General features: G+C 69.0%; 23 protein-coding genes. 15 read left to right on the forward strand and 8 right to left on the reverse strand.

Features of this window, described 5'->3' with window-relative positions:
• The first annotated feature begins 5 nt into the window (after nt 1–5).
• The 7 genes from rimP (at nt 6) to ACFTSF_RS29180 (ending at nt 7,510) form a co-directional block, all read left to right on the forward strand.
• The gene (gene rimP, locus ACFTSF_RS29150; protein ID WP_380157276.1) at nt 6–530 is read left to right on the forward strand and encodes a ribosome maturation factor RimP; all 525 of its coding nucleotides are present in this window, start codon (nt 6–8) and stop codon (nt 528–530) included.
• Between the two features lies 1 nt (nt 531).
• Entirely contained in the window at nt 532–1,524 is a 993-nt protein-coding gene (gene nusA / locus ACFTSF_RS29155; RefSeq protein ID WP_344151029.1) for a transcription termination factor NusA, read from the forward strand.
• 44 nt (nt 1,525–1,568) lie between these two features.
• Nucleotides 1,569–1,871 (forward strand): YlxR family protein, encoded by a 303-nt coding sequence (locus tag ACFTSF_RS29160; protein WP_380157278.1) that lies wholly within the window; start codon nt 1,569–1,571, stop codon nt 1,869–1,871.
• A gap of 135 nt (nt 1,872–2,006) precedes the next feature.
• The gene (gene infB, locus ACFTSF_RS29165; protein ID WP_380157280.1) at nt 2,007–5,204 is read left to right on the forward strand and encodes a translation initiation factor IF-2; all 3,198 of its coding nucleotides are present in this window, start codon (nt 2,007–2,009) and stop codon (nt 5,202–5,204) included.
• 97 nt (nt 5,205–5,301) lie between these two features.
• A complete protein-coding gene (gene rbfA / locus ACFTSF_RS29170) occupies nt 5,302–5,739 on the forward strand; it encodes a 30S ribosome-binding factor RbfA (protein ID WP_344151038.1) in 438 nt (145 codons plus the stop codon).
• On the forward strand, nt 5,739–6,626 hold the full coding sequence (gene truB, locus ACFTSF_RS29175; protein ID WP_380157282.1) for a tRNA pseudouridine(55) synthase TruB: 888 nt from the start codon (nt 5,739–5,741) through the stop codon (nt 6,624–6,626). The genes rbfA and truB overlap by 1 nt, the downstream gene beginning before the upstream one ends.
• Before the next feature lie 32 nt (nt 6,627–6,658).
• Nucleotides 6,659–7,510, forward strand: coding sequence for an LLM class flavin-dependent oxidoreductase (locus tag ACFTSF_RS29180; protein WP_380157283.1), 852 nt, complete (start codon nt 6,659–6,661; stop codon nt 7,508–7,510).
• A 363-nt stretch (nt 7,511–7,873) separates the two neighbouring features.
• Here the strand turns inward: ACFTSF_RS29180 and ACFTSF_RS29185 are convergent, their stop codons facing one another.
• Together ACFTSF_RS29185 and ACFTSF_RS29190 are read right to left on the reverse strand one after the other, a co-directional pair.
• A complete protein-coding gene (locus ACFTSF_RS29185; protein ID WP_380157349.1) occupies nt 7,874–8,380 on the reverse strand; it encodes a PEP-utilizing enzyme in 507 nt (168 codons plus the stop codon).
• Nucleotides 8,381–8,405: 25 nt separating this feature from the next.
• The gene (locus ACFTSF_RS29190) at nt 8,406–8,900 is read right to left on the reverse strand and encodes a PEP/pyruvate-binding domain-containing protein (protein WP_380157285.1); all 495 of its coding nucleotides are present in this window, start codon (nt 8,898–8,900) and stop codon (nt 8,406–8,408) included.
• A 59-nt stretch (nt 8,901–8,959) separates the two neighbouring features.
• Here ACFTSF_RS29190 and ACFTSF_RS29195 point away from each other — a divergent pair, with 59 nt between their 5' ends.
• The 3 genes from ACFTSF_RS29195 to ACFTSF_RS29205 are packed head-to-tail and all read left to right on the forward strand — an operon-like array spanning nt 8,960 to nt 10,783.
• Complete coding sequence (locus ACFTSF_RS29195) at nt 8,960–9,325, forward strand: hypothetical protein (protein ID WP_380157287.1); 366 nt, start codon at nt 8,960–8,962, stop codon at nt 9,323–9,325.
• The gene (locus tag ACFTSF_RS29200; RefSeq protein ID WP_380157289.1) at nt 9,322–9,888 is read left to right on the forward strand and encodes a transcriptional regulator; all 567 of its coding nucleotides are present in this window, start codon (nt 9,322–9,324) and stop codon (nt 9,886–9,888) included. The genes ACFTSF_RS29195 and ACFTSF_RS29200 overlap by 4 nt, the downstream gene beginning before the upstream one ends.
• A gap of 13 nt (nt 9,889–9,901) precedes the next feature.
• Complete coding sequence (locus tag ACFTSF_RS29205; RefSeq protein ID WP_380157290.1) at nt 9,902–10,783, forward strand: NAD-dependent protein deacetylase; 882 nt, start codon at nt 9,902–9,904, stop codon at nt 10,781–10,783.
• Nucleotides 10,784–10,849: 66 nt separating this feature from the next.
• Here ACFTSF_RS29205 and ACFTSF_RS29210 read toward each other — a convergent pair whose 3' ends face one another.
• The 6 genes from ACFTSF_RS29210 to ACFTSF_RS29235 form a co-directional block, all read right to left on the reverse strand.
• Nucleotides 10,850–11,851, reverse strand: coding sequence for an SGNH/GDSL hydrolase family protein (locus ACFTSF_RS29210; RefSeq protein WP_380157292.1), 1,002 nt, complete (start codon nt 11,849–11,851; stop codon nt 10,850–10,852).
• A gap of 75 nt (nt 11,852–11,926) precedes the next feature.
• Entirely contained in the window at nt 11,927–13,198 is a 1,272-nt protein-coding gene (locus tag ACFTSF_RS29215; protein WP_380157294.1) for a hypothetical protein, read from the reverse strand.
• A gap of 2 nt (nt 13,199–13,200) precedes the next feature.
• Nucleotides 13,201–13,713 carry a hypothetical protein gene (locus ACFTSF_RS29220; RefSeq protein WP_380157296.1) on the reverse strand — a complete coding sequence of 171 codons (513 nt, stop codon included), beginning with the start codon at nt 13,711–13,713 and terminating at the stop codon, nt 13,201–13,203.
• Nucleotides 13,710–15,836: a hydantoinase/oxoprolinase family protein gene (locus tag ACFTSF_RS29225; protein ID WP_380157298.1), complete on the reverse strand. Its 2,127-nt coding sequence runs from the start codon at nt 15,834–15,836 to the stop codon at nt 13,710–13,712. The genes ACFTSF_RS29220 and ACFTSF_RS29225 overlap by 4 nt, the downstream gene beginning before the upstream one ends.
• Before the next feature lie 24 nt (nt 15,837–15,860).
• Complete coding sequence (locus ACFTSF_RS29230) at nt 15,861–17,483, reverse strand: FAD-dependent oxidoreductase (RefSeq protein ID WP_380157300.1); 1,623 nt, start codon at nt 17,481–17,483, stop codon at nt 15,861–15,863.
• Nucleotides 17,480–18,484: a LacI family DNA-binding transcriptional regulator gene (locus ACFTSF_RS29235; RefSeq protein ID WP_380157302.1), complete on the reverse strand. Its 1,005-nt coding sequence runs from the start codon at nt 18,482–18,484 to the stop codon at nt 17,480–17,482. Before ACFTSF_RS29235 ends, ACFTSF_RS29230 begins: the two co-directional genes overlap by 4 nt.
• Nucleotides 18,485–18,630: 146 nt before the next feature.
• On the opposite strand from ACFTSF_RS29235, the gene ACFTSF_RS29240 reads away from it, so the two are divergent.
• From ACFTSF_RS29240 to ACFTSF_RS29260, 5 genes are all read left to right on the forward strand, one after another.
• Nucleotides 18,631–19,620, forward strand: a complete 990-nt coding sequence (locus ACFTSF_RS29240) for a hypothetical protein (protein ID WP_380157304.1) — start codon at nt 18,631–18,633, stop codon at nt 19,618–19,620.
• A 48-nt stretch (nt 19,621–19,668) separates the two neighbouring features.
• Nucleotides 19,669–20,643: a bifunctional riboflavin kinase/FAD synthetase gene (locus ACFTSF_RS29245; protein ID WP_380157306.1), complete on the forward strand. Its 975-nt coding sequence runs from the start codon at nt 19,669–19,671 to the stop codon at nt 20,641–20,643.
• A gap of 114 nt (nt 20,644–20,757) precedes the next feature.
• Nucleotides 20,758–21,030 carry a 30S ribosomal protein S15 gene (gene rpsO, locus ACFTSF_RS29250; RefSeq protein ID WP_344151080.1) on the forward strand — a complete coding sequence of 91 codons (273 nt, stop codon included), beginning with the start codon at nt 20,758–20,760 and terminating at the stop codon, nt 21,028–21,030.
• A gap of 258 nt (nt 21,031–21,288) precedes the next feature.
• Nucleotides 21,289–23,505, forward strand: coding sequence for a polyribonucleotide nucleotidyltransferase (locus tag ACFTSF_RS29255; protein WP_344151233.1), 2,217 nt, complete (start codon nt 21,289–21,291; stop codon nt 23,503–23,505).
• A complete protein-coding gene (locus ACFTSF_RS29260) occupies nt 23,502–24,815 on the forward strand; it encodes a M16 family metallopeptidase (RefSeq protein WP_380157308.1) in 1,314 nt (437 codons plus the stop codon). The genes ACFTSF_RS29255 and ACFTSF_RS29260 overlap by 4 nt, the downstream gene beginning before the upstream one ends.
• Nucleotides 24,816–24,855 lie beyond the last annotated feature (40 nt).

A 24,855-nucleotide genomic window follows, 5' to 3' on the forward strand; every position in this document is an offset into this window, starting at 1 on the left:
TACCTGTGAGCCGAAGGACTGACCACACGGACACCACGAGCCTCGAGAACTTCCTCCAGCCCCTCGTCGCCCAGTTCGGCGCCGACCTGGAGGAGACCGACATCGTGCCGGTCGGCAAGCGCCGGATCCTGCGGGTCCTGATCGACCGCGACGGCGGGATCACCCTCGACGACGTCGCGGACGTCACCCGTGCCATCTCCAAGGCGCTGGACGAGGACGACAAGCTGATGGGTGCGAGTGCCTACACGCTGGAGGTCTCCAGCCCCGGCGTCGACCGGCCGCTCACGCTGCCCCGGCACTGGCGCCGCAACATCACCCGCCTGGTCGCGGTCACCCTGACCAACGGCCAGAAGGTGACCGGCCGCATCAAGACCGCCTCCGACGAGGCGGCCGAACTGGATGTCAAGGGCAAGCTCCGATCGGTCGCGTACGGCGACGTGGAGAAGGCCAAGGTCCAGATCGAGTTCAACCGGCCCGCCGGCAACGACGACGAAGAAGCACCTGCCGACGGCACGGTGGAGGAGAACTGACATGGATATCGACATGGCCGTCCTGCGGTCACTCGAACGGGAGAAGGACATCTCCCTGGACATCGTCGTCGACGCGATCGAGGCGGCGTTGCTGGTGGCCTACCACCGCACCGAGGGCGCACAGCAGCACGCGCGCGCCGAGCTGGACCGCAAGACCGGGCACGTGAGTGTGATGGCGCGCGAGTTCGACGACGAGGGCACGCTGCTCCGCGAGTACGACGACACTCCGGCCGACTTCGGCCGGATCGCCGCCACCACGGCCAAGCAGATCATCCTGCAGCGGCTGCGCGACGCCGAGGACGAGGTCCGGTACGGCGAGTTCTCCGGTAAGGAGGGTGACATCGTCTCCGGCGTGGTCCAGCAGGGCCGCGATCCGCGCTCGGTGATGGTCGACCTCGGCAAGATCGAGGCCGTGCTGCCGGCGCCCGAGCAGGTACCGGGGGAGAAGTACGACCACGGCTCCCGGCTGCGGGTCTACGTCGTCGGTGTCCGGAAGGGTTTCAAGGGCCCGCAGATCACGGTCAGCCGGACGCACCCGAACCTGGTCAAGAAGCTGTTCGCGCTGGAGGTCCCGGAGATCGCCGACGGCACCGTCGAGATCACCGCGATCGCCCGTGAGGCCGGTCACCGGACCAAGATCGCCGTTCGCACCCTGAACCCGTCGGTGAACGGGAAGGGCGCCTGTATCGGCCCGATGGGCCAGCGCGTGCGCAACATCATGCACGAGCTGCACGGCGAGAAGATCGACATCATCGACCACAGCGACGACCCGGCCACGTTCGTCGGGAATGCGTTGTCCCCGGCGCAGGTTACGTCTGTCGAGGTCGTCGACGCGGCCGCCCGCGCCGCGCGGGTCGTCGTACCGGACTATCAGTTGTCCCTCGCCATCGGCAAGGAAGGCCAGAACGCCCGCCTCGCGGCCCGGCTGACGGGCTGGCGGATCGACATCCGGCCGGATACCGATGTGACTGGTGAGGACAAGAAGGTAGACTGATCTCTCGGTCGGTCGACTGAGTCGTCACCACACCCTGAGGAACTGTGACAGAAACTGCAGACGCGCGCCCTGAGAAGCTTCGGGAGCGCACCTGTATCGGGTGCCGGAAACGATCCAGCCCGACTGACCTGCTGCGGATGACGGTGTCCGGGGGACTTGTCCTCCCGGATCCCGCGCGTCGGGCACCCGGCCGAGGGGCGCACCTGCACCCCACGATCGAGTGCTTCGAGCTCGCTGTCCGGCGTAAGGCGTTCCCACGGGCCTTCAAGGTCCAGGGGGCGCTGGAGGTGACCGGGCTACGTGAGCACATAGCGCAGCGTGATAATCAAGATGTACACACGGCCTGACCGGGCTGTGTGACCGACATGAAGGCGGGTCATCGACTCATGACCACTCGATGAGTGTCTACCGATGAGTGCAATGCGATGAGCACGTACGTCAACTAACGGTCCGCGCCCCAGGCTCGGACCAGAGGGAGAGTAGTGGCAAAGGTCCGGGTCTACGAGCTCGCGAAAGAGCTCGGAGTTACCAGCAAGGTCGTCCTGACCAGGCTGAACGACATGGGTGAGTTCGTCCGATCGGCATCCTCGACCATCGAGGCGCCGGTTGTGCGGCGGTTGGCGGAGGAGTTCGAGAAGAACCCGCCGAAGAAGCGCGCGGCCAAGAAGGCCGCCGCCAGTACGTCTGCCGCGCCGCAGGCGACCGCTCCGGTGGTCCCCGCGGAGCCGGTGGAGAAGTCCGAGCCGGCCGCTCCCGCGGCACCGGCCGAGCGCCCGGCGCCCGTCGCCGAGGCCGCTCCGGCTCCGGTCGCGCAGGCTCCGGTGACCGAGCAGGCCGAGGCCGCTCCGGTGGCTCCGGCCGCCAAGGCGACCCCAGGCATCAAGCCGGGTCCGCGTCCGGGCCCGAAGCCGCGTCCGCGCGCCGAGACCCCGGCCGCACCGGTCGAGGCTCCCGCCGCGGCTGCCGCTCCGGCAGCGCCGGTCGAGGCACCCGCCGCCCCGAAGACCGAGGCCCCCGCGGCCACGCCGTCGTTCGAGGCTCCGGCTGCCAAGGCGGCTCCGGCCCCTGAGGCCGCAGCGCCGGCCGCTCCGGCCACGCCGCGTCCGGCTGCCGACCGTCCGGGCCCGCGTCCGGGCGGACAGGGTGGCGGTCAAGGCTCTGCGCCCCGTCCGGGTGCGGCTCCGCGTCCGGGTGGCTCCGCGCCGCGTCCGGGTGCGCCCCGGCCCGGTGGCAACGCACGTCCGGGTGGCCAGGGTGGTGCCCCGCGCCCGGGTGCACCGCGTCCGGGCAACAACCCGTTCAGCTCTACGCAAGGCATGCAGCGCGGTGGCGCACGTCCGGGCCCGGGTGGCCAGGGCGGCGGCCAGGGCGCTCCGAGCCCGGCCGGGATGGCTCCGCGTCCGCCGGCGGCCCGCGATGGTGGCGGCCGCGACGACCGGCGGGGCGGTAACGACCGTCCGCCGCGTTCCGGCGGCGTACCGGGTGCTCCGCGCCCGAACCCGGCGATGATGCCGAAGTCCTCGGCCGGTACGTTCACCGGCCGTCCCTCGGGTCCCGGTGGGGGCCCAGGCGGCGGTGGTGGCGCCGGCGGTCGTGGTCGCCCAGGTGGCGGCGGTCCGGGTGGAGCCGGTGGCGGCGCCCGTCCGGGTGGCGGCGGCGGTGGCGGCGGTTTCCGTCCCGGCGGCGGCCCGAGCGGTCCTCCCGGTGGTGGCGGCGGTGGCCGTCCCGGTCCGGGCAACCGGGGCCGTGGCGGAACGCAGGGTGCCTTCGGGCGTCCGGGCGGTCCGGCTCGTCGTGGCCGGAAGTCGAAGCGCGCCAAGCGCCAGGAATTCGACAACATGCAGGCACCGGCGGTCGGTGGCGTTCGCGTCCGGCACGGTGACGGCGAGGTCGTGAAGCTGGCCCGTGGCGCGTCCCTGACGGACTTCGCCGAGAAGGTCGGAGTCGACCCGGCGTCGCTGGTGCAGGTGCTGTTCCACCTCGGTGAGATGGTCACCGCGACCCAGTCGGTCAACGAAGAGGTCCTGCAGCTGCTGGGCACCGAGCTGAACTACGACGTTCAGGTCGTGTCCCCGGAGGACGAGGACCGCGAGCTGCTCCAGTCGTTCGACATCGACTTCGGCTCCAACGAGGGCGATGACGGCGACCTGGTCAAGCGGCCGCCGGTCGTGACCGTGATGGGTCACGTCGACCATGGTAAGACGAAGCTGCTGGACGCGGTCCGGGAAGCGAACGTCGTCGCCAAGGAAGCCGGTGGCATCACCCAGCACATCGGTGCCTACCAGGTGACCACCACGGTCGACGGCGAAGAGCGCGCCATCACCTTCGTCGACACCCCGGGTCACGAGGCGTTCACCGCCATGCGTGCCCGTGGTGCGCAGGCCACCGACATCGTCATCCTGGTGGTCGCGGCCGACGACGGCGTGATGCCGCAGACGATCGAGGCCCTGAACCACGCTCGCGCGGCGGGTGTCCCGATCGTGGTCGCGGTCAACAAGATCGACGTCCCGGCGGCGGACCCGGCCAAGGTGCGCGGTCAGCTGACCGAGTACGGCCTGGTCCCCGAGGAGTACGGCGGCGACACGATGTTCGTCGACGTCTCGGCCAAGTCCCGGATCAACATCGACGGCCTGCTCGAGGGCGTCGTACTGACCGCGGACGCGGCACTGGACCTGCGGGCGAACCCGAACATGCCGGCCCAGGGCATCGCGATCGAGGCCAACCTCGACAAGGGCCGTGGTCCGGTGGCGACCGTGCTGGTTCAGCGCGGCACGCTCCGGGTCGGCGACTCGATGGTCGCGGGACCGGCGTACGGCCGGGTCCGGGCCATGCTCGACGAGCACGGCGACCCGGTCGAAGAGGCCACGCCGTCGCGTCCGGTCCTGGTCCTCGGTCTGACCGCGGTCCCGGGTGCGGGTGACAAGTTCCTGGTGGTGGACGACGACCGGATGGCCCGGCAGATCGCTGAGAAGCGCGAAGCCCGGGCTCGTGCGGCCGCCAACGCCAAGCGTCGTGCGCGCCGGACCCTCGAGGACTTCATGGCCTCGATGGAGAAGGGCGAGACGCAGGAGCTGCTGCTCATCCTCAAGGGTGACGTGTCCGGTTCGGTCGAGGCGCTGGAAGACGCGCTGGTCCGGATCGAGGTCGACGACGAGGTCAACCTGCGCGTCATCGACCGTGGCGTCGGTGCGATCAACGAGAACGATGTCAACCTGGCCATGGCCTCGAACGCCGTCATCATCGGCTTCAACGTGCGGCCGGCGGGCAAGGCCGGGGACGTCGCCGAGCGCGAGGGCGTCGACATCCGGTACTACTCGGTGATCTACTCCGCGATCGACGACATCGAGGCGGCCCTGAAGGGCATGCTCAAGCCGGTCTACGAGGAGGCCGTGCTCGGCCACGCGGAGATCCGCGAGATCTTCCGCTCCTCGAAGGTGGGCAACATCGCCGGCTGCTGGGTGACCGACGGGCTGGTCCGCCGGAACGCCAAGATCCGGTTGATCCGCGACGGTGCGGTGATCGTCGAGAACGGCGACCTGTCGTCGCTGAAGAGGTTCAAGGACGACGCGTCCGAGGTCCGCGAGGGCTTCGAGTGCGGTCTGACGGTGAACAACTTCAACGACATCAAGATCGGCGACGTCGTGGAGTCCTTCGAGCTCCGCGAGAAGCCGCGGAACTGAACCAGGTGACGGCTCGCTGAGCCGTCGAGGAGTAGCGTCCGGAGAGACGGTCAAACGTCTCTCCGGACGTTCTTCATGAATGAGGGAGTGAGCCCTGATGGGCGAAGCAAGGGCCAAGCAGCTGGCCGACCGGATCCAGGTGCTCGTCGCCGAGTTGCTGGAGCGCCGGGTCAAGGACCCGCGGCTGGGATTCGTCACCGTGACGGACGCGAAGCTGACCGCCGATCTGGGCGAGGCGAGCGTTTTCTACACGGTGTACGGCAATGAGCAGGACCGGGCGTCCACCGCGGCCGCGCTGGAGTCGGCCCGCGGGCTGATCCGCAGCGAGGTCGGCAAGGCGCTCGGGCTGCGGCGCGCGCCGAGTGTCGCGTTCTACCTGGACGCTGTCCCGGAGACCGCCGGCCAGATCGAGGAACTGCTCGCGAAGGCCCGCCAGGCCGACGCCGAGGTGGCCAAGGCCGCCGCCGGTGCGAAGCCGGCCGGTGACGCCGACCCGTACAAGAAGCCGCACGAAGACGAGGACGCCGAAGACTAGTGGGTGACTTCACGCCGTCCTCGGACGGCATCGTCGTCGTCGACAAACCCGCGGGGATGACCTCGCACACGGTCGTCGCGAGGGTCCGGCGGCTGGCAGGGACCCGCAAGGTGGGGCATGCCGGCACGCTGGACCCGATGGCGACCGGCGTCCTGGTCGCCGGCCTCAACCGCGCGACCCGCTTGCTCGGTCATCTCCAGCTCGCCGACAAGTCGTACGACGCCACGATCCGCCTCGGCGCGGTGACGACGACGGATGACGCGGAGGGTTCAGTTGTTTCGACTGCTCCGGTCGATGGCGTCACCGTGGAAGCGATCAGGACCGCAGCGGCGGCGTACCGGGGTGAGATCTCGCAGATCCCGTCGGCGGTGTCCGCGATCAAGGTCGACGGTAAGCGGGCCTATGAGCGGGTGCGTGCGGGCGAGGAGGTTGCGCTCAAGGCTCGCACGGTGACGGTGTCGCGGTACGACATCCTCGAGGTGCGGGTCGGGGAGACGTGGATCGATATCGACGTGTCCGTTGACTGTTCGAGCGGGACGTACATCCGTGCGCTGGCTCGTGACCTCGGTGCCGATCTGGGAGTGGGCGGGCACCTGACGGCGCTTCGCCGTACCAGGGTTGGGTCCTTTGATCTGAAGGCTGCGCACACGCTCGAGGAGCTCGCCGAGGACTTCGTCTGGCTGCCCATCGCAGATGTTGCCGCCAGCACCTTTCCCCGGTACGACGCCGATGTCGAGCAGGCAGCCGCCATCCGCACCGGCCGTCCGTTGCCGGGGCTGAACCTCGCGCCCGGCCAAACCGCCATGTTCGACCCCACCGGGACGTTCCTGGCTCTCTACGAACCGCACGGGCCGGTGGCGAAGCCGACTGCGGTCTTCGTCGGCTGACGTGGAGCTTCTGGAGTCGTAGCCTGGCGGCTATGCGCTACGGCTTCGTGATGCCCGCAGGGGACGCACGAGCGGCGGCCGAGTTGGCCGCGCTCGCCGAGGAACACGGGTGGGACGGCTTCTTCGTCTGGGAGTCGATTTGGGGGATCGACGCTTGGGTGATGCTCGGTGCGGCCGCGATGGTGACCGAGCGGATCCGGCTCGGGACCATGCTGACGCCGCTGCCACGCCGCAAGCCGTGGGACGTGGCCGGTCAGTCGTCGACGGTGGACAACCTGAGCAACGGGCGGGTGATCCTGTCGGTCGGGCTCGGCGTGACCGGGGAGCAACGGTTCTGGATCTTCGAGGACGATCCGGGGCGGAAGGTCCGGGCTGAGCTGATGGACGAGTCGCTGGACATGCTGCAGCACCTGTGGCGGGACCAGCCCTTCGAGTTCACCGGCCAGCACTACCGCTCCCAGAAGCTCCCCGAACTGGTACCACCCGCGCCACCACCTCCCGTGCAGCAACCGCGGATCCCCACCTGGGTGGTCGGCGCCTGGCCGCGCCCCAAGTCGATGCGCCGAGCCGCACTCCAGGACGGCTGGCTCCCGTACTACGCCCCTGTCGACGGACCGGGCGAACTCACACCGGAGCTCCTGGCCGAAGGAGTCGCCTGGATCCGCCAGGAACGTGCGACCCACAGCCTCACCATGGACGACTACGACATCGTCGTCGAAGGAACCACCTCAGCCACCGACCCAGCAGCCGCCGAAACAGTCCGCCCCTGGGCCGAAGCCGGCGCCACCTGGTGGATAGACGCCGACTGGTCCTCCCAAGACCCCACCACAGTCCGCACCACCGCCGAACACCGCCTCAAGGCAGGCCCACCCCGCCTCACCTGACACCCCACGGCACCTCATTCCCCACTTTGAGCACCCTTCAGCCACTTCCGGGCGCGATCCGTGGTTGATGCGCGCCCAAGGTGGTCTTCCCGCGCGACTTTGGGAACGGCTCAGTCGCGCCGGCGGGTGGTTCGTGGTTGGTGGGTGCTCAAGGTGCCTCGTTCCGCACTTTGAGCGCGGTTCAGTCATTGCTGGGCGCGATCCGTGGTTGGTGGGTGCCCAAGGTGGTCTTCGCGCGCGACCTTGAGCACGGCTCAGTCGCGCCGGCGGGTGGTTCGTGGTTGGTGGGTGCTCAAGGTGCCTCGTTCCGCACTTTGAGCGCGGTTCAGCCATTGCCGGGCGTGATCTGTGGGTGGTGGGGGCTCAAGGTGGGGTTGGGCGGGGGTGGGGGGTGATGGTTCCGGTGGTGGTGTTGAGGGTGAGGGGGGTGCCTTCGGGGATGGTGAGGGCGTGGGGTACGCCGAGGATGGCGGGGATGTGGTGTTCTCGGGCGACTATGGCGGCGTGGGAGAGGCGGCCGCCGGTTTCGGTGATGATGCCGGCGATGACTCGGAAGAGTGGGGTCCAGGCAGGGTCGGTGTAGCGGCAGATGAGGATGTCGCCGGGGTGGACGCGGGGGAAGTCTGCGGGGGTGTGGACTGGGCGGGCGGGGCCGGTGGCGATGCCGGGGCTGCCGGAGGTTCCTTGGAGGGGGATCGTGATGGGGCGGGCCTGGAGGAGCCAGAGGTGGTTGCGTTCGAAGGCGAACTCGAGGTCTTGGGGTGCGCCTAGGTGGTGTTCGACGGCTTGGCCTAGGTGCCAGAGGTCGCGGAGTTGGGTGTCGGTGAGGCAGTAGCGGGTGCGGTCGGCGGGGGAGACCGGGGTTGTGATGGTGCGGTCTACTCGGGTGGACTTGTCACCGAGGCGGCGGTCGGTGGGCTCGCCGTTGACGAGGGTGAAGGCGTCGGGGGGTGACGCGGCCGCTGACCACGCTCTCGCCGAGTCCCCACGAGGCCTCCACCTGCGTTGGCGATCCGGTGAAGAGCACGCCGGACACGTCCGCCTCGACGTGCTGCTGGACGATCACCGTCATCTGCGCGTCGGTACGGCGGTAGTCCGCCGCCCGCGGTGACCACAGTGACGCCCGAGTCGCGGCGATCCGGTCCGCGAGGGCCGCCCGGTCGACGCCGAGGAACGAGTCGTACATCCCGGCCGCCGACTGCTGAGCCGTGTCCTCGGTCGACGCCGACGAGCGAACGGCGTACAGGCGGTCCGGCAGGTCCGTGAGCACAGGCACGTCACCGGGGAGTACGACGTAGCCGGGTGGGACCGGGAAGCCGGCGCGCAGGAGGTTGCCGAGGGTCGCGGCCTTCGGGCCGGCGTCCGGACCTGCCTCCGCAAGACTGATCACTCAGACGATCCTTTCAATGTTTTGTTGACAACATTTCGTTGATGATCCACTGTTCGAGCATGCAAAGCAATGACGACCACGCGCAGGCGCAGCGGGAGGCGGATGCCCGGGAAGAGCTGTTAGCGCTCGGCGCCGACCAGCTCGACCGCCGTCCGTGGCAGCCCGCGCCGGTGCCGCCCTCAGCCGTTGACCTCATCCACTTCTTCCTGGCGTCGAACACCGACGACCGCGCTGCAGCGAGAGCCGCACTGCAGCTGCTGCCGGCGGCGCGGGCGGAGATCGACCAGCTGGAGACCGGGCTGATGTTCGCTGCGCGTGGCCTCGGCATCACCTGGGCTGAGATGGCCCGGGCGCTCGGGTACAACTCGCCGCAGGCCTGCCAGCAGCGCCTGGACCGGCTGACCACGAAGCAGGACCAGTCATGAGTACGCCGGACCTCCTCGTCCTGCATGCGGTCCGGGTGCTCGGTGTCGGTGACGACACTGCGGTCGCGGAGCGGTTCCAGCTCGACGTGGCTCTGGCTAAGGAACTGCTGCTCGACTACCAGGCCTATGGCTGGGTCAGCTGGAGCGAGTTCGCGGGTGTGGGCGGCTGGTCGCTCACGGAGCGCGGCCGGGCCGAGAACGAGCGCCAGCTCGCGGCTGAGCTCGGACCGCATCGGGCGAGCGTCCAAGCGGCGTACGACGACTTCCTGCCGCTCAACGGCCGTCTGCAGGCCGCCTGCACCAACTGGCAGCTCAAACCGACTCCTGACGACCCTCTGGCCTATAACGACCACACCGACGCCATCTGGGACCAGAGCGTGCTTAACGAGCTCACAGCGATCGGCCAGGAGCTCACACCGCTGGAGGCGCGGCTGACCGCCGTACTGGACCGCTTCGCCGGCTATGACACGCGCTACGCGAGCGCTGGAGAGGTCGAGGAGCGCCACCGCGTGTGGTTCGAGCTGCACGAGGACCTGATCGCCACCCTCGGCGTGCGCCGGTAAGTACCCTGGAGTGGTGCGTTCCCGTCCGACTCTGCAGTGGGCTCCCGGCCCTGACGTTCTCGCGCTCGAGCCCGGTACGACGGATGTCGGGCCGCTCGCCGAGATCGTCAGCGGCCGGAAGGTCGTCGTACTCAGTGGCGCCGGCCTGTCCACCGAGTCCGGCATCCCCGACTACCGCGGCGAGACCGGCAGCCTGCGGACGCACACCCCGATGACGTACGACGACTTCGCGACCAGCGAGGCCGGTCGGCAGCGCTACTGGGCCCGCAGCCACCTGGGGTGGCGGACGATCGCCCGCGCCCACCCGAACGACGGCCACCGCGCCGTCGCCGCCCTCCAGGCCCGGGGCTACCTGACCGGCGTCATCACGCAGAACGTCGACGGCCTGCACAGTGCCGCCGGGGCCAGAGACGTGATCGAGCTGCACGGCAACCTCGACCGCGTCATCTGCCTGGACTGCGGTACGACGTCCGCCCGCGAAGCACTAGACGCGAGACTGCGCGCAGCCAACACAGGCTTCGAGGCCGAGGCGACCCGGATCAACCCGGACGGCGACGTCGAGCTGCCGGATGAGGTGGTCCAGCACTTCAGCGTCGTCCCGTGCACGGTCTGCGGGGGAGTGCTCAAACCAGACGTGGTGTTCTTCGGCGAGAACGTGCCCAAGTCGCGCGTGGAGCGCTGCTACCGCCTGATCGACGCGGCCAACGCCGTACTGGTGCTCGGCTCGTCCCTGACCGTCATGTCCGGCTTCCGCTTCGTCCGGCACGCAGCCAAGGCCGGTACGCCGGTTCTGATCGTCAACCAGGGCATCACTCGCGGCGACCCGTATGCGCTGCACCGGATCAACCTGCCGCTCGGCCAGGCCCTGACCGAGCTGACGGCACAGCTGCCGTAAAAGCACCGCCGAGCCGGGCCACGCGTGATGTGGCCCGGCTCGGGGTCGCGTACGGATTGGAAAGGGTCAGCGTTGCGCGCTGGTCCGTACGCGGTCATTGGAGGCCTGCACAGCCTTGGATGTGGCAGCGGCCTTGGTCAGCTCACGGCCCTTAGCCGCCCACGCGGCCTGCTCAGAGGCAGTCACGGTGGCGGGCGCGCCGGTCAGCTTCTTGAAGGTCAGCGACGCGACACCGGCCTGACCCTCATAGCGCGGGTGGTAGTTGGCCGCGCGGAGCAGGTTGAGGTCCTTGCCCTGGATCCACGCCACGCCGTCCGGCGCGCAGGCGTCATGCCCCGTCGACGGTCCGAACGTGTCGACGTACGTCGCTCCGTTGGCCGCAGCCGCGTTCGACACGGCAGCGTTCAGCGCCTGCTCGATCGAGTACAGGTAGCTGTAGTCGCCGTCGGCGAACGGCAGGATGTCCGGGCAGGTGCCGTGCTCGGGCGCGATCTTCGGATACCCGATCAGCAGGATCGTTGCCTGCGGCGACCGTTGTTTGATGCCTTGGACAACAGTCGCGATCCGGGTCTGGGTCTGCGTGATCTTCGCCTTCAGCGTGTCGACGCCGTCGACGGTGAAGTGCGCCTTGCAGGGTGCGCCCGTCGGATCCGAGGCGCGCAGCCCCGGGCAGGTGCTGATGATCGAGCCGAACACCCCGAAGTCGTTCCCGCCGATCCCGACCGTGACCAGGTCGGTCTCCGGCGATAGCGCGTCGAACTGCGGCCGCGCCGTACCGAGGACCGTGCTCTGCGGGTTCAGCATGTGCGTGGTGTCCGCGCCGCCGCAGCTGACGTCGGTGAAGTGGTAGATGCCGAGCGCGCCCGCGACCATCTTCGGGTAGTTGCTGAACGAGCGCGCGCACCCGAGCGACAGCAGATCCGGGATCGGCACGAACGGCGCCGACGTGTAGGAGTCACCCAGAGCGACGTACTCGGTGAAGCGTGGGACGTCCGCGTGCGCGGGGACGGTCAGCGCCGCCGTCATCAGCAACCCGCTAACCGCTGCGATCGCACGGTGAAACTTCACTGGACCTCCCCAAGGTTCGGCAACGCGGCCCACAGTAAGTTGAGTGACGCGCCGATTACAAGGGGTGACCACGGATCAAAGGTAGAGAGCCGCCGTGAGCACCATCCCGCCCAGCCCGACCAGCCAGGTGAACGGCAGCGTCGACAGCATCGACCGCTCGGGCCGCACACCGGCGTACTGGGCCGCCCACACTGTCTGGGTGCTGGTCGGGTCGGAGACGCTGAAGACCTGGTTGTACGACGCCATCAGCCCGACGACCGCGGCCATCGGGTAGATGCCACCGCTCACCAGTACGCCGGCCACTCCGGCGCCGAGCCCGAACACGTTGAGCGGACCGCGGAACAGGCACAGCGGTACCAGCGCGGCGAAGACCACGACGAACCAGATCGGGGCAGATGGGCTGATCGCCGCCACGATCGGCGTCAGCGCGGTCTTGGCGCCCGGCAGCTTCACCGCCGCGAGCAGCATCCCGATCGCCACGAACAAGGCGATCGGCGGCGCGGCGACCTCGAAACCCTTGTACAGCGAGCGAAGCGCCCGCTCGTTCAGGTCACCCCATCTCGTCGTGGTCACCAACGCATAGACCACCCCGGCGAGCAGCGACGGCACGATCGGGATCGTGAATCCCAGGGCCAGCACGATCGGGATCAGCGGCGTGGCGAGGGCGTACCAGGGAGCGTCGCCGCGTCGGACGCGCGCCTTCGGCCGCTCCAGCTGCACCGCCCACGCGTGCCGCGCACCCCGGCGGGTCTGCACAAGCACGTAGGCGATCCCCACCACCAGCGCGATCGGGAACAGCCTGATCATGACCGTCCGGACCTCGGAGACCGGCGCACCGAGCGCGTCGGACATGAACTGCCACACCGGCAGCTCCAACGGCGACCCGGCCGAGATCCCCATCAGGACCGTGCCCGCCGCCGCGACCGGGCGAAGGCCGACGGCGATCATCGCCGGGATGCCTACGACTCCGGCGAGCATCGCGGCCGGCGCCGATCCAGTGATGCTTCCGCACAGGATCGACACCGCGAAGACGCCGAGCGCCACGACCGCCGGGCGCTCACCGCCGAACTCCACGATCTTCCGCACGAGCGTGCCGCCGATGCCGGTCTGGTCGAGTAGCGAACCGAGCCAGGACCCCAGCAGTACGGCGATCATCGTCGCCGCGAGCGTGATGGCGCCGTTCTGCAGCACGCCGGTCAGGATGCTCTCCTTCCCGCCGGTCAACGGTGCGCCCGAGATCAGCGCGATGCCGATCGCGAGCAGGGCCAGTGCGAACGCGGTCGGCAGCACCCGGGTGAGCATGAGCACCACTCCGACGGCCATCAGAATCAGGATCGCGATTCCCATGATCAGTTCCTTCCCGCGAGGGCGGCGGTGAGCAGCAAGGGGCTGACGGCCAAGCCGCTGCGGCGATGAGCGAAGCGGTGGGCGGCGATCTCGTCTGCCCCGGCCACGTGTCCACGCAGCCGGAAGGGCCCGAGCCGGGCAGCGGTGTGGCCGAGCCGCCGGTTCAGCTCGCGTACGTCGAGACTGTGGTGCGCCACCTCGTGCGCAACCGCGGCCCGGTGCAAGGACTCGCGAGTGACTGGCCACCCACGCTCGCGCGCCACCTCCTCGGTACGGCGCAACGCGTCGGTGTAGACGATGACTGTGCCGCGCTGGTGTTCCGCCAGCAGCAGTTCACCTTTCCGTACGCCGCCCTCGCGCTCGACCACGCGGATGTCGACAGCAGTGTCGGTCGAGGCCAGTTCGTCGCCGTACTCGAGTGCCGTCCGCGCCCAGGACCGCAGTTGCTCGCCGGTGCGGTTCTCGTGGGTGGGTGTGTCACGCAGCAGGCCGACGGCCAGGTCCAGGTCGTTCATCCGCGGTCCTCCAGGATCAGGACGACCTGCTCGTCGTCTGCTCGGGTCTTCAGTTCGGCGCCGGCCAGGGCGATCAGCTGGTCGCGGTCGAGCACTCCGGACAGGTCGGCGATCTTCGGGCCGACCAGCAGCCACACCGCGGGCACGCGCGCACCACCGTCGCCATACCGCGTGTGCTGATCCGCCAGTACGGCGAGCCGGGCGGACGCCGTACCGGCTTCGACTGTCTCGACCACCGCGCCGTTGCTGTGCAGGCGAATCACGCCTTCGCCGTCGACCACCCGGAGGCGTACGGCGGATCTGGCGAACCGGTGCCGACGTGTCCGCGCACCGAAGACGCCGTACTGCGGTGTGGCCGCAAGCTCGCTGACCTCGGAGTTGGAGACGCCGATGCTGCGTGCCACGGCGGAGCGCACCTCAGCGGCGTCGAGAGTGGCGGCCCGGTCCTTTGTGCGGAGCTCGGTGGCGCCGGTCGCGACCGCTCGGATCAGGTTGCGCTGTGGGTCCACGGTGACGTCGACCTCGACTCCTGCCGGGTCTGCGCCCTGAGCGACCACAGCGGCCTCGGCCTGGGCACGGGTGGCCAGGATGTCGGCGTTGGACGGACTCGGCACGATTCGCTCGACCGACTCCCGGACCAGCGCCAGTGCGGCGCCGAGTGGGCTGATGACCTCAGCGTGCGCAGCGATCCGCCAGTCATGGCCGGTCTCCGCACCCAGGAACGGCGTGACCGCAGCCGCGCCGCCGCCTCCGCCGACCAGCGTCGGGTGATCGAGTCGGTACTCCTGAACGAGCCGGTCGACCACTGCACGCACCGGCTTCACCGCTTGGCGCAGTACGGCGCGTGCTGCCGCCTCCACGGTCAGGCCCAGGGCCGCGGCGAGCGGCTGCATCGCCGCTCGGGAGGTCTCCTGGTTCGCAAAGGCGTAGCTGTCCGCCGGCACGACTTCGAGCGCGTTGGCGGCGCAGGTCAGCGTGAGCGCGTACCGGGTGCCGTCCGCAGTCTCGATCGCCACGTAGTCCGCCGGGTCACCAGGCCGCGGCGAAATGGTGACGAGCTTTGCGCCGGACCAGACAGCGGCCGGTGCGAAGCAGGCGTACGGCAGTCCGGCGATGTGCGCGCTGCGTGGGCCGACCTCGGTGATCGCGCGGCCGGAGTACCTGATCAGGGACCCGCCGCCGATGCCGACCGTGCGGACGTCCAAAGCAGGCAGGTAGGTCTCGTGCCCGCCCAGGTGTGCGTGCCGAACCAGCACCCGTCCCCGGCGGACCACGCTGATGTCGGTGGACGTACCACCGGTCTCCAGGAACAGGCCTTCGCTGAGTCGCTCTGCCATCAACGCCCCGGCCACGCCCGCAGCGGGTCCGGACAGCGCGGTGAGCAACGGCCGGCGGCGCATCTCCGCCAGGGACATCACACCGCCGTCGCCACGGACGACCATGAGCGCAGCGGTGATACCGGCCCGCCGGACACTGCTCTCGACCAGATCCGCAGTCGAGACCATCCGCGGCATGATGCCCGCGTTCAGGACCGCCGTACGGGCTCGTTTGGTGAGGCCGTAGAGACCTGTGATCTCGTGCGTGGCCGCTGCGAGCACACCCTGCTCGCGGGCAGCAGTCGCGACCGCGTCTTCGCCGCCGGGGTCGTCCACGCTGAAAGGCTCGACCGCGACGACCACCTCGGCACCTGCCCGCACGAGCTCGTCGACCGCCGCGCCTGCACGCGCTGGGTCTCGCACCGCGACGTAGTGGACGGGCAGCTTGCGCCCGGGCGCCAGCTCCATCTTCCCGAAGGAGCGCAGCCGCCGGGTCGCGAAGGCGTCGAACCCGGTCCCGACACCGGCGATGCCGACCGTCGCGACATCGCCTTCCAGCAGCGCGTTGGTCGCCTGGGTGGTGCCGTGGGCGAGGAACGAGACGTCGTCCGCGCCGAGACCGAGGTCGGCGCGCAGCTTCTCCAGCGCCTCCAGGATGCCGTGTGCGACGCCGTCGCGATGGTCATGGCTGGTCGGCACCTTGACCTGGCCGAGCAGTTCGAACGTGCGTGCGTCGACGGCGACCGCGTCGGTGAACGTGCCACCGACATCGATCCCGACCCGCACGGCACCTGGCTGGAACGTCATGGTCCGCACCTCCAAAGGGGAAAGTCAGTACCCGCGGACGTCGGGCCACCGGCGCTCGACACCGGAGCGGTCGAGCAGCCGCGCGAAGTCCTCGAAGACAGCCGGGTTCTCGCCGACCTGGTGTGGTTCGGTGCCGCCGCGCAGGGCGAACCCGGCGAGGTGCCCGGCGACCTCGCCGATGTTCCACTCGACGGGATGTAGCCGATGGCAACCATTCGTGATGTGCGTGGTGCCGATGTTCTTGCCGGCCGGCAGCAGGTTCCGCATCCGCCGTGGCAGCAAGGCGCCCAGCGGCAGTTCGAACGGCACACTCGGTACGTCGACATAGTTGTCGCCCGCCGTCGACGGGTGCAGGTCGAGGCGGTAGCTGCCGATACCCACCGAATCCTCACGCCGTTTGCGCCCGGTCGGTCCCAGTACGTCGAGGGACACGTCCTGCTCGATGATTGTGGTCAGTGCGCGGATCCGGCGCCCTTCCCGCACATAGGCGGACTTCGCCAGACCGTCCTCCGTACCGACCACGTCGTGGCGCAGCCGCAGCCCCGGGAAGCCGGTACCGCCGTCGAGCCGCGGTGCCTCGGTCTGCAGCCAGTAGAGGAGTGACAGCGACAGTTGCTTCGCCTCGTCGTGCGCCTGCGCCACATCCGCAGCGGTGGTCACGCCGTCGATCTCGAGCGCAGGGCGCAGCCAGTAGTCGTTGAGTGGCCAGTTGACCAGCGTGATGTCGGAGTCGAACGCACCCGGCTGATGCAGCTTGCGGGCCAGGATGCGGCGGAAGCCCCACAGCTCCTTGTCACCGGCGTCGGCGCTTTGGTCGGCGCTGATCGCCAGGGGATCGGCGGCAGGGTTCGGATCGAAGGTCCGGGGGACTGGCTCCAGTGACCGTGGATCCGGGGCGACAAACCCCAGCAGGGGACCGGGCCAGAACTCCGGCTGGTAGTCCCGCCAGAACTCGTACATCCGCGGCCGGTCGATGGTGTGGTCCTGCCCGGCGTGATGCGACAGCGCGAAGCAGTACGTGATGCCCTGCAGGTTCGCCGGGTTCGCGTGTTCCGGTGCGTGCGGCTCGTCGTACTCGGCTTGTGCCTCGGCGCCGACAGCGAACTCAGTGCCAGTGAGCGGCAGCAGGTCGCCGTTCTCGGTGGCATCGAGCACGTACGTCGCTCTGATGGTGGTGCGAGTGCCATCCGGCCCCTGCACAGTGATGGCATCGACGCGGTCGCCGCTGACATCAGCTGCGACGGGCTGGTGCTGCAGCAGCACAGTCAGGCGACCGGCCGAGCGGTGTGGTGCCAGCATCGCCTCAAGCACAGCGAGCGCGACCCGAGGCTCGTGGCACAGCTTGCTGACCCGGCCGGCTCCTGGGTTCAGGTCGACCAGTGCGGCCGCCTCAGCGCGCAGCGGGTAGTGGCGACGGTAGTAGTCGCGCACACCCTCACGAAACCGCCGGTACGTCGCCGTGCTGCCGAACTGCTCGATCCACGGGTTCTCGTCCGGGGGGACCGCCTGCGCGGTGAACTGACCGCCTATCCAGTCGGTCTCCTCGGTCAGGACGACCCGGTGTCCCGCCGACGCGGCGGCCAGTGCGGCTGCGACGCCGCCGACCCCGCCGCCAACCACGAGAATCTCGGTGTCGAGCTCAGTCATTCAGCACTCCTTGGCGGTCCGACCTCGCGGCCGGCTACTGGCGGGCACCACAGCAGTTGCTGCGGTGTCGTTTCCTGGTTGGTGATCAGCTCGATGAGCAGCCGGACCGCATGCCGCCCCATCTCCCGCATCGGAACCTCGAACCCGCTGACACCGGGCGGTCCGCCCAGCACCGCGAGCGACAGGTCGTCCGGCACGGAGAGCCCGGCCGCGTCGACCGCTGTCCGCACGGCCCGGTACGCCGTACCGGTGTCGGTCCCCTCGACCACCAGAGCGGTGACGCCGTCGGCGAGCCAGGAGCGCAGCGCATCGAGCGGTAGCTCCGAGCCTTCGAGCCGGACGACCTCGGTGTCCGGCGCGGCCTGCAGTACGCCGAGCAGGCGGTCCTCCGACGAGGGGGCCTCGTCGGGCTCACGCACGTACCGGATTTTGCGATGGCCCAGGCCGATCAGCCGCTCCAGCACTTCTGCCGAGGCGGTGACGTAGTCCGCACCCACATAGGGGATCCGACCGCCCAGCTCTGGCCGCCGGCCGATGTAGACGAGTGGGAAGCCCGCATCGACCAGTCTGGCCACTGGGGCCTCCGGGACCTCCCGGCCGAAGAACAGGCAGCCGTCGGCCATCCGAGTACGGCGGATCGCCTCCTCCTGCCGGGCTTCCGGACCGCTGGTGCCGGTGAACAGGATGAGGTCCTGACCGAGTGACGCGGCCTCCGCCTCCACCCCGGACAGGATCGGGTGGTAGATGTCCGCCTCGTTCGTCGGGAACGCGGTGCGGAACGTGTAGAGGCCGAGCAGGTTCGACCGCGAGTGCGCGAGCCGCTTGGCCACCGGATGCGGGACGTAGCCCAGCTCCTCGGCGACCTCCAGGATTCGCTGCCGGGTCGACTCGGCCATCCGGACCGACTGCTTACCCCCGAGCACGATCGAGACGGCGGCCTGGGAGACCCCTGCGATCCGGGCGATATCCGCCTGGCGCGGCATCCGGCGATCTGTCGTCATGGAGCCGAGCATCGAGGGCATCAGCACCGAAGTCAAGACCTGCGGCAACGCGAAATCCCTTAACTAATACGCATTAGCATCTTGACATGCTGGACGGCCCGCGATCACAGTCGACGCACCAACCCCGCCCCCGAGGATGTGGTCGTATGACGCAGATCTCCCGCCGTACCGTGCTCCGCGGAACCGCCGGCTTGGCCGCGTTACCCCTGCTGAACGCCGCTCCGGCGAACGCGGCGCCCGCGGGCTTTCCGACGTACCGGTATGTCCGGACCGCCTTCGACAAGTCCAAGCTCAGCTATGAGCCGGCGCGCAAAGAGGTGATCTTCCCGTGCATCCGCGGAACGGCCGGGCGGATCGCGAACCCACTCGGCCGCTACTACCTCTACTACGCGCCGCACGACGCACCCGGCGGCATCTGCCTGAGCTACAGCGACAGTCTCGAGGGACCCTTCAAGGAGTACCCGAACAACCCGATCGTGGCGCGCACCTGGAGCCCGCACTACAACGTCAGCCACGTGTCGTCGCCGCACGTCATCTGGAACGAGTCGGCGAAGGAGATGTGGCTGTACTTCCACGGTGAGAACACCACCACCCGGCTCGCGCGCTCCAAGGACGGCATCCACTTCACCTACGACAAGGTCGTGCTGTCGACCTCGATGATGCCCTCGGGTACGACGGAGACGTCGTACGCGCGGGTGTTCGAGCACGAGCTCCCGGCCAAGGGGTCGAAGTACGTGATGGTCTTCATGATCAACACCACCGCGAACCGCCGGTCCATCGGCTGGGGCCGGTCGGTCGACGGGCGCACCTGGGTCTTCTCGCCGAACTCGCTGATCCGCCCGGAGGAGGTCGGTTCGCAGAACATCGGTGCGCCGACGGTCGTGCACCGCAACAACTCGACGTACGTGATCTACCACCAGGACAAGGCGTCCGGCGGTCGGATGCTGATCACCGAAGTGGGCAACGACTTCACCAAGCGCAACCACCTCGGTGTGTTCCACACTCCGCTGGCCGGGGCGCCTGACAACGGCCGGTGCGCCGCCGCGTCCTTCGGCACCATGGACGGCAAGGAATACATGTTCTACGAGGCGGGGGAGCGGCTGGCCGGAGCCATCGCGATCGCCCGCGCGGTCTGATCCTGGGCCGGTGGCCTCGGGGTCGTCGCGACATGGAATCCTGGAGGCATGCAGGTCTGGCACGGTTTGGACGAGGTGGGTGCGGAGTTCGGCCCGTCGGTCGTCACCATCGGCAACTTCGACGGAGTGCACCGGGGACACCAGGAGGTGCTCGCGCATGCCAAGGCGCGGGCGGCCGAGCTGGGTGGTCAAGGGGGTGCACTGCCGGTGGTCGCGCTCACCTTCGACCCGCACCCGATGCGGGTACTGCGGCCGGACCACGCGCCGCTGATGCTCAGTGAGCCGGGTCAGCGGGCGGAACTGCTCGGGCAGCACGGGGCTGACGCCGTACTGATCCTGCCGTTCGACAAGGACGTGGCGAGTTGGTCGCCGGAGGAGTTCATCGAGCGGGTTCTCGTCGGGACGCTGCACGCCAAGGCGATCGTGGTCGGGGAGAACTTCCGCTTCGGCCACAAGGCCGCCGGGCACGTCGACACGCTGGTCGCGGCCGGTACGACGTACGGGTTCCAGGTCGAGGGCCTGAGCCTCGCGGGTGATGCCCAGCCGTGGTCGTCGACGTACGTGCGGCAGCAGTTGGCCGAGGGTGACGTGGAGGCGGCGGCCGAGGCGCTCGGGCGCCCGCTGCGGGTGACTGGTGTGGTGATCGAAGGGGACAAGCGCGGCCGCGAGCTCGGGTACCCGACGGCGAACATCCCGGCCGACCCGATCGCCGCCGTACCGCTGGACGGCGTGTACGCCGGGTGGCTGACCGTGCTCACGCCGGCCGATGGCGGTCCGTCGTACGACGAGCCGATGCCCGCGGCGATCAGTGTGGGGAGCAACCCGACCTTCGATGGCGTGGATCGGCGGGTGGAGTCGTACGTGCTCGACCGCGACGACCTGGAGCTGTACGGCGCCCGGATCGCGATCGACTTCGTGGCGCGGTTGCGGGGGAGCCAGATCCGCTTCGAAACTATCGACGACCTGTTGGTGCAGATGAAGGCCGACGTCGATGGGGCACGCCGGATTCTTACCGAGAATTAGGGTGACGCGTCCACGGACTGATACTCTGGCCGCTGCCGTCTGACGGCCGCGGATCGAGAGTGCTCGGGTGACGAAGCCCCGGTGCGCCGCGCAACGGAAATCGAGAGGAACTCCGTGTCATCTGTTGATGCTGCCACGAAGAAGAAGATCATGGGTGAGTACGCCCTGACCGAGGGTGACACCGGCTCCCCCGAGGTCCAGGTTGCGCTGCTGACGCACCGCATCTCGCACCTGACCGAGCACCTGAAGGAGCACAAGCACGACCACCACAGCCGTCGTGGCCTGCTGCTGCTCGTCGGTCAGCGCCGCCGGCTGCTGAACTACCTGGCGAAGAAGGACATCAACCGCTACCGGTCCCTGATCGAGCGGCTCGGCCTTCGCCGATGACGTCGTGAGGAGCGGCCCCCGAGGTTGGGTGGCCGCTCCTCACGTATCCACGCCCAGGGTGGGCCTGGATCACAACTGAATACGACGAGGCGACGCGAAGCGCGTGGCGGGAGGACGACCGGTCCTCGGTAGTGACCTTCGGATTCAAGGGAATCCGCGGGCCTCGATCGAAGACCGGCACCCCGATAGCTCGCGCTCCGCAGTCGTCAACACTGTAGGAGAGAGGGGTATCCCGTGTCGGGATCCACCAACGCGCCGATGGACGGCGCACAGTTTTCAGAGGCCGTTGTCGACAACGGCAGTTTCGGTACCCGCACCATCCGCTTCGAGACGGGCCGTCTGGCCCAGCAGGCCGCCGGCTCCGCCGCCGCCTACCTCGACGGCGACACGATGGTGCTCTCGGCCACCACGGCCAGCAAGAAGCCGAAGGACCAGTTCGACTTCTTCCCGCTGACGGTCGACGTCGAGGAGCGGATGTACGCCGCGGGTCGCATCCCCGGCTCGTTCTTCCGTCGTGAAGGACGGCCCTCGGAAGAGGCCATCCTGACCTGCCGGCTGATCGACCGCCCGCTGCGGCCGTCGTTCGTCTCCGGCCTGCGCAACGAGATCCAGGTCGTCATCACGGTCCTGGCGCTGAACCCGGACAAGCTGTACGACGTGCTCGCGATCAACGCGGCGTCGATGTCCACCCAGATCGCCGGGCTGCCGTTCTCGGGCCCGATCGGCGCCACCCGCGTCGCCCTGATCGGCAACCAGTGGGTCGCGTTCCCGACGCACACCGAGCTCGAGGACGCCGTCTTCGACATGGTGGTCGCGGGTCGCGTCACCGACTCCGGTGACGTCGCGATCATGATGGTCGAGGCCGAGTCCACCCCGGGCACCTTCGAGGCCGTCGCCGCCGGCAAGACGGCGCCGACCGAAGAGGTCGTGGCCGAGGGCCTGGAGGCCGCCAAGGGCTTCATCAAGACCCTGGTCGACGCGCAGGCCGAGCTGGCCGCCAAGGCGTCCAAGCCGACCGGTGAGTTCCCGGTCTTCCCGGACTACGCCGACGACGCGTTCGCCGCGGTCGAGGCCGAGGCCACCGACGAGCTGTCGCAGGCGCTCACCATCGCCGGCAAGCACGAGCGCGAGGACGCCACCGACGCCGTCAAGGCCGCCGTGGTGGCCAAGCTGGCCGAGAGCTTCGAGGGCCGCGAGAAGGAGCTGTCCGCAGCCTTCCGCTCGCTGACCAAGAAGCTGGTTCGCCAGCGGGTGCTCAAGGACAAGGTCCGGATCGACGGCCGCGGGCTGGCCGACATCCGGCCGCTGAAGGCGCAGATCGGCGTCCTGCCGCGCGTCCACGGTTCGGCGCTGTTCGAGCGCGGCGAGACCCAGATCATGGGTGTCACCACGCTGAACATGCTCCGGATGGAGCAGCAGCTGGACACGCTCTCCCCGGAGACGCGCAAGCGCTACATGCACAACTACAACTTCCCGCCGTACTCGACCGGTGAGACCGGCCGGGTCGGTTCGCCGAAGCGCCGCGAGATCGGTCACGGCGCGCTGGCCGAGCGGGCCCTGGTGCCCGTGCTGCCGTCGCGTGAGGACTTCCCGTACGCGCTGCGTCAGGTGTCCGAGGCCCTCGGCTCCAACGGCTCCACGTCGATGGGCTCGGTCTGCGCCTCGACCCTGTCGCTGCTGAACGCCGGTGTGCCGCTGAAGGCCCCGGTCGCCGGTATCGCGATGGGCCTCATCTCCGGTGAGGTCAAGGGCAAGACCGAGTACGTCGCGCTGACCGACATCCTCGGTGCCGAGGACGCGTTCGGCGACATGGACTTCAAGGTCGCCGGTACCAAGGACTTCGTCACGGCCCTCCAGCTGGACACGAAGCTCGACGGCATCCCGGCCAGCGTGCTCGCCGGTGCGCTGACCCAGGCCAAGGAAGCCCGCCTGACCATCCTCGACGTGATGGCCAAGGCCATCGACGCCCCGGGTGAGATGAGCGAGTTCGCGCCGCGGGTCATCTCGGTCAAGGTCCCGGTGGACAAGATCGGCGAGGTCATCGGCCCGAAGGGCAAGATGATCAACCAGATCACCGACGAGACCGGCGCCGACATCTCCATCGAGGACGACGGCACGGTCTACATCGGTGCGACGGACGGCCCGTCGGCCGACGCCGCGCGCGCGATGATCAACGCGATCGCGAACCCGACGATGCCGGAGAAGGGTGAGCGCTACCTGGGCACGGTCGTGAAGACGACCAACTTCGGTGCGTTCATCAGCCTGCTCCCGGGCAAGGACGGCCTGCTGCACATCAGCAAGCTGCGTGGCCTGGCCGGTGGCAAGCGCGTCGAGGCCGTCGAGGATGTTCTCTCGGTCGGTCAGAAGCTGCAGGTCGAGATCGCCGAGATCGATGACCGCGGCAAGCTCTCGCTGATCCCGGTTGTCGAGGGTGAAGACAAGGCTGAAGAGAAGGTTGCTGACTCCGCCGAGTGAGTAGAGCCATCACGAGCACACTGCTGAGCTCGGAGGCGGGCGGTCCGGTCAAACGGACCGTCCTGCCCTCCGGGCTCCGCGTGCTTTCCCAGTCAGTACCAGGCTTCCGCTCGGTCACCTTCGGTGTCTGGGTGGGAGTCGGTTCCCGCGATGAGCCGGAGCAGCAGAACGGCGCGACGCACTTCCTCGAGCACCTGTTGTTCAAGGGCACCGAGCGCCGCGACGCACTGGAGATCTCGGCCGAGATCGACGCCGTCGGTGGCGAGATGAACGCGTTCACCGGCAAGGAGTACACCTGCTACTACGCGCGGGTGCTCGACTCCGATCTGCCGCTCGCGGTCGACGTCATCTGCGACATGATCACCTCGGCCACGCTCACCGACGCGGACGTCGAGAGTGAACGTGACGTCATCGACGAAGAGATCGCGATGCACGCCGACGAGACGTCGGACCACATCCACGACCTGTTCGCCGAGCAACTCTGGGGCACGTCCCCACTCGGCCGCTCAATCACCGGTACGCCGGAATCGGTTGCAGCGCTGACTCGCGACCAGGTCGTCAGCTGGTACCGCGATCGCTACCTGCCCGCCAACATCGTCGTCTCGGTCGCCGGCAACGTCGACCACGAAGAGGTCGTCCGCCTGGTCGGCAAAGCCTTCGAGCGCCACTGGGTCACCACCGACGCCGAACCGTCCCCGGTCCGGACCGACTCCGGTCTGCGCATCCCGACGTACGGCGGCACTCGCGTCCACCACCGCGACGTCGAGCAGGCGCACCTGGTGCTCGGGATGCCGGGCCTGGTCCGCAACGACCACCGCCGGTACGTCGCCGGTGTCCTGCACGGGATCGTCGGCGGCGGTATGTCGTCGCGCCTGTTCCAGGAGGTCCGCGAGAAGCGTGGCCTGGCGTACTCGGTCTTCACGTTCGGTTCGGCGTACTCGGACACCGGCATGGTCGGCGTGTACGCCGGCTGTCTGCCGAAGAAGGCGCCTGAGGTGCTGGACGTCGTCCGCGCCGAGCTGGAGTCGATCGCGTCCGGCACGATCACGCCTGACGAACTGCTCCGCGGCAAGGGCCAGATGCGTGGCTCGGTCGTGATGGGCCTCGAGGACACCGGCGCCAAGATGACCCGGATCGCCAAAGCCGAGCTCGTCTACGGCGAACTCCCCACGGTCGACCAGATCCTGCACCACATCGACGCCGTCACCCTCGACGATGTCACCGCCCTGGCCGCCGAGCTCTACGCCGGCGCCCCCGCCCTGACGGTGATGGGCCCGTTCGACGAGGACACCAAGGCCTTCACGCTCTGACTCTTCTCCAGCGCCCGGTTCCGGGCGCAGACTGGCCGCA

The organism is Kribbella sp. NPDC056951, assembly GCF_042674205.1.
GTDB classification, from domain to species: Bacteria; Actinomycetota; Actinomycetes; order Propionibacteriales; family Kribbellaceae; genus Kribbella; species Kribbella yunnanensis.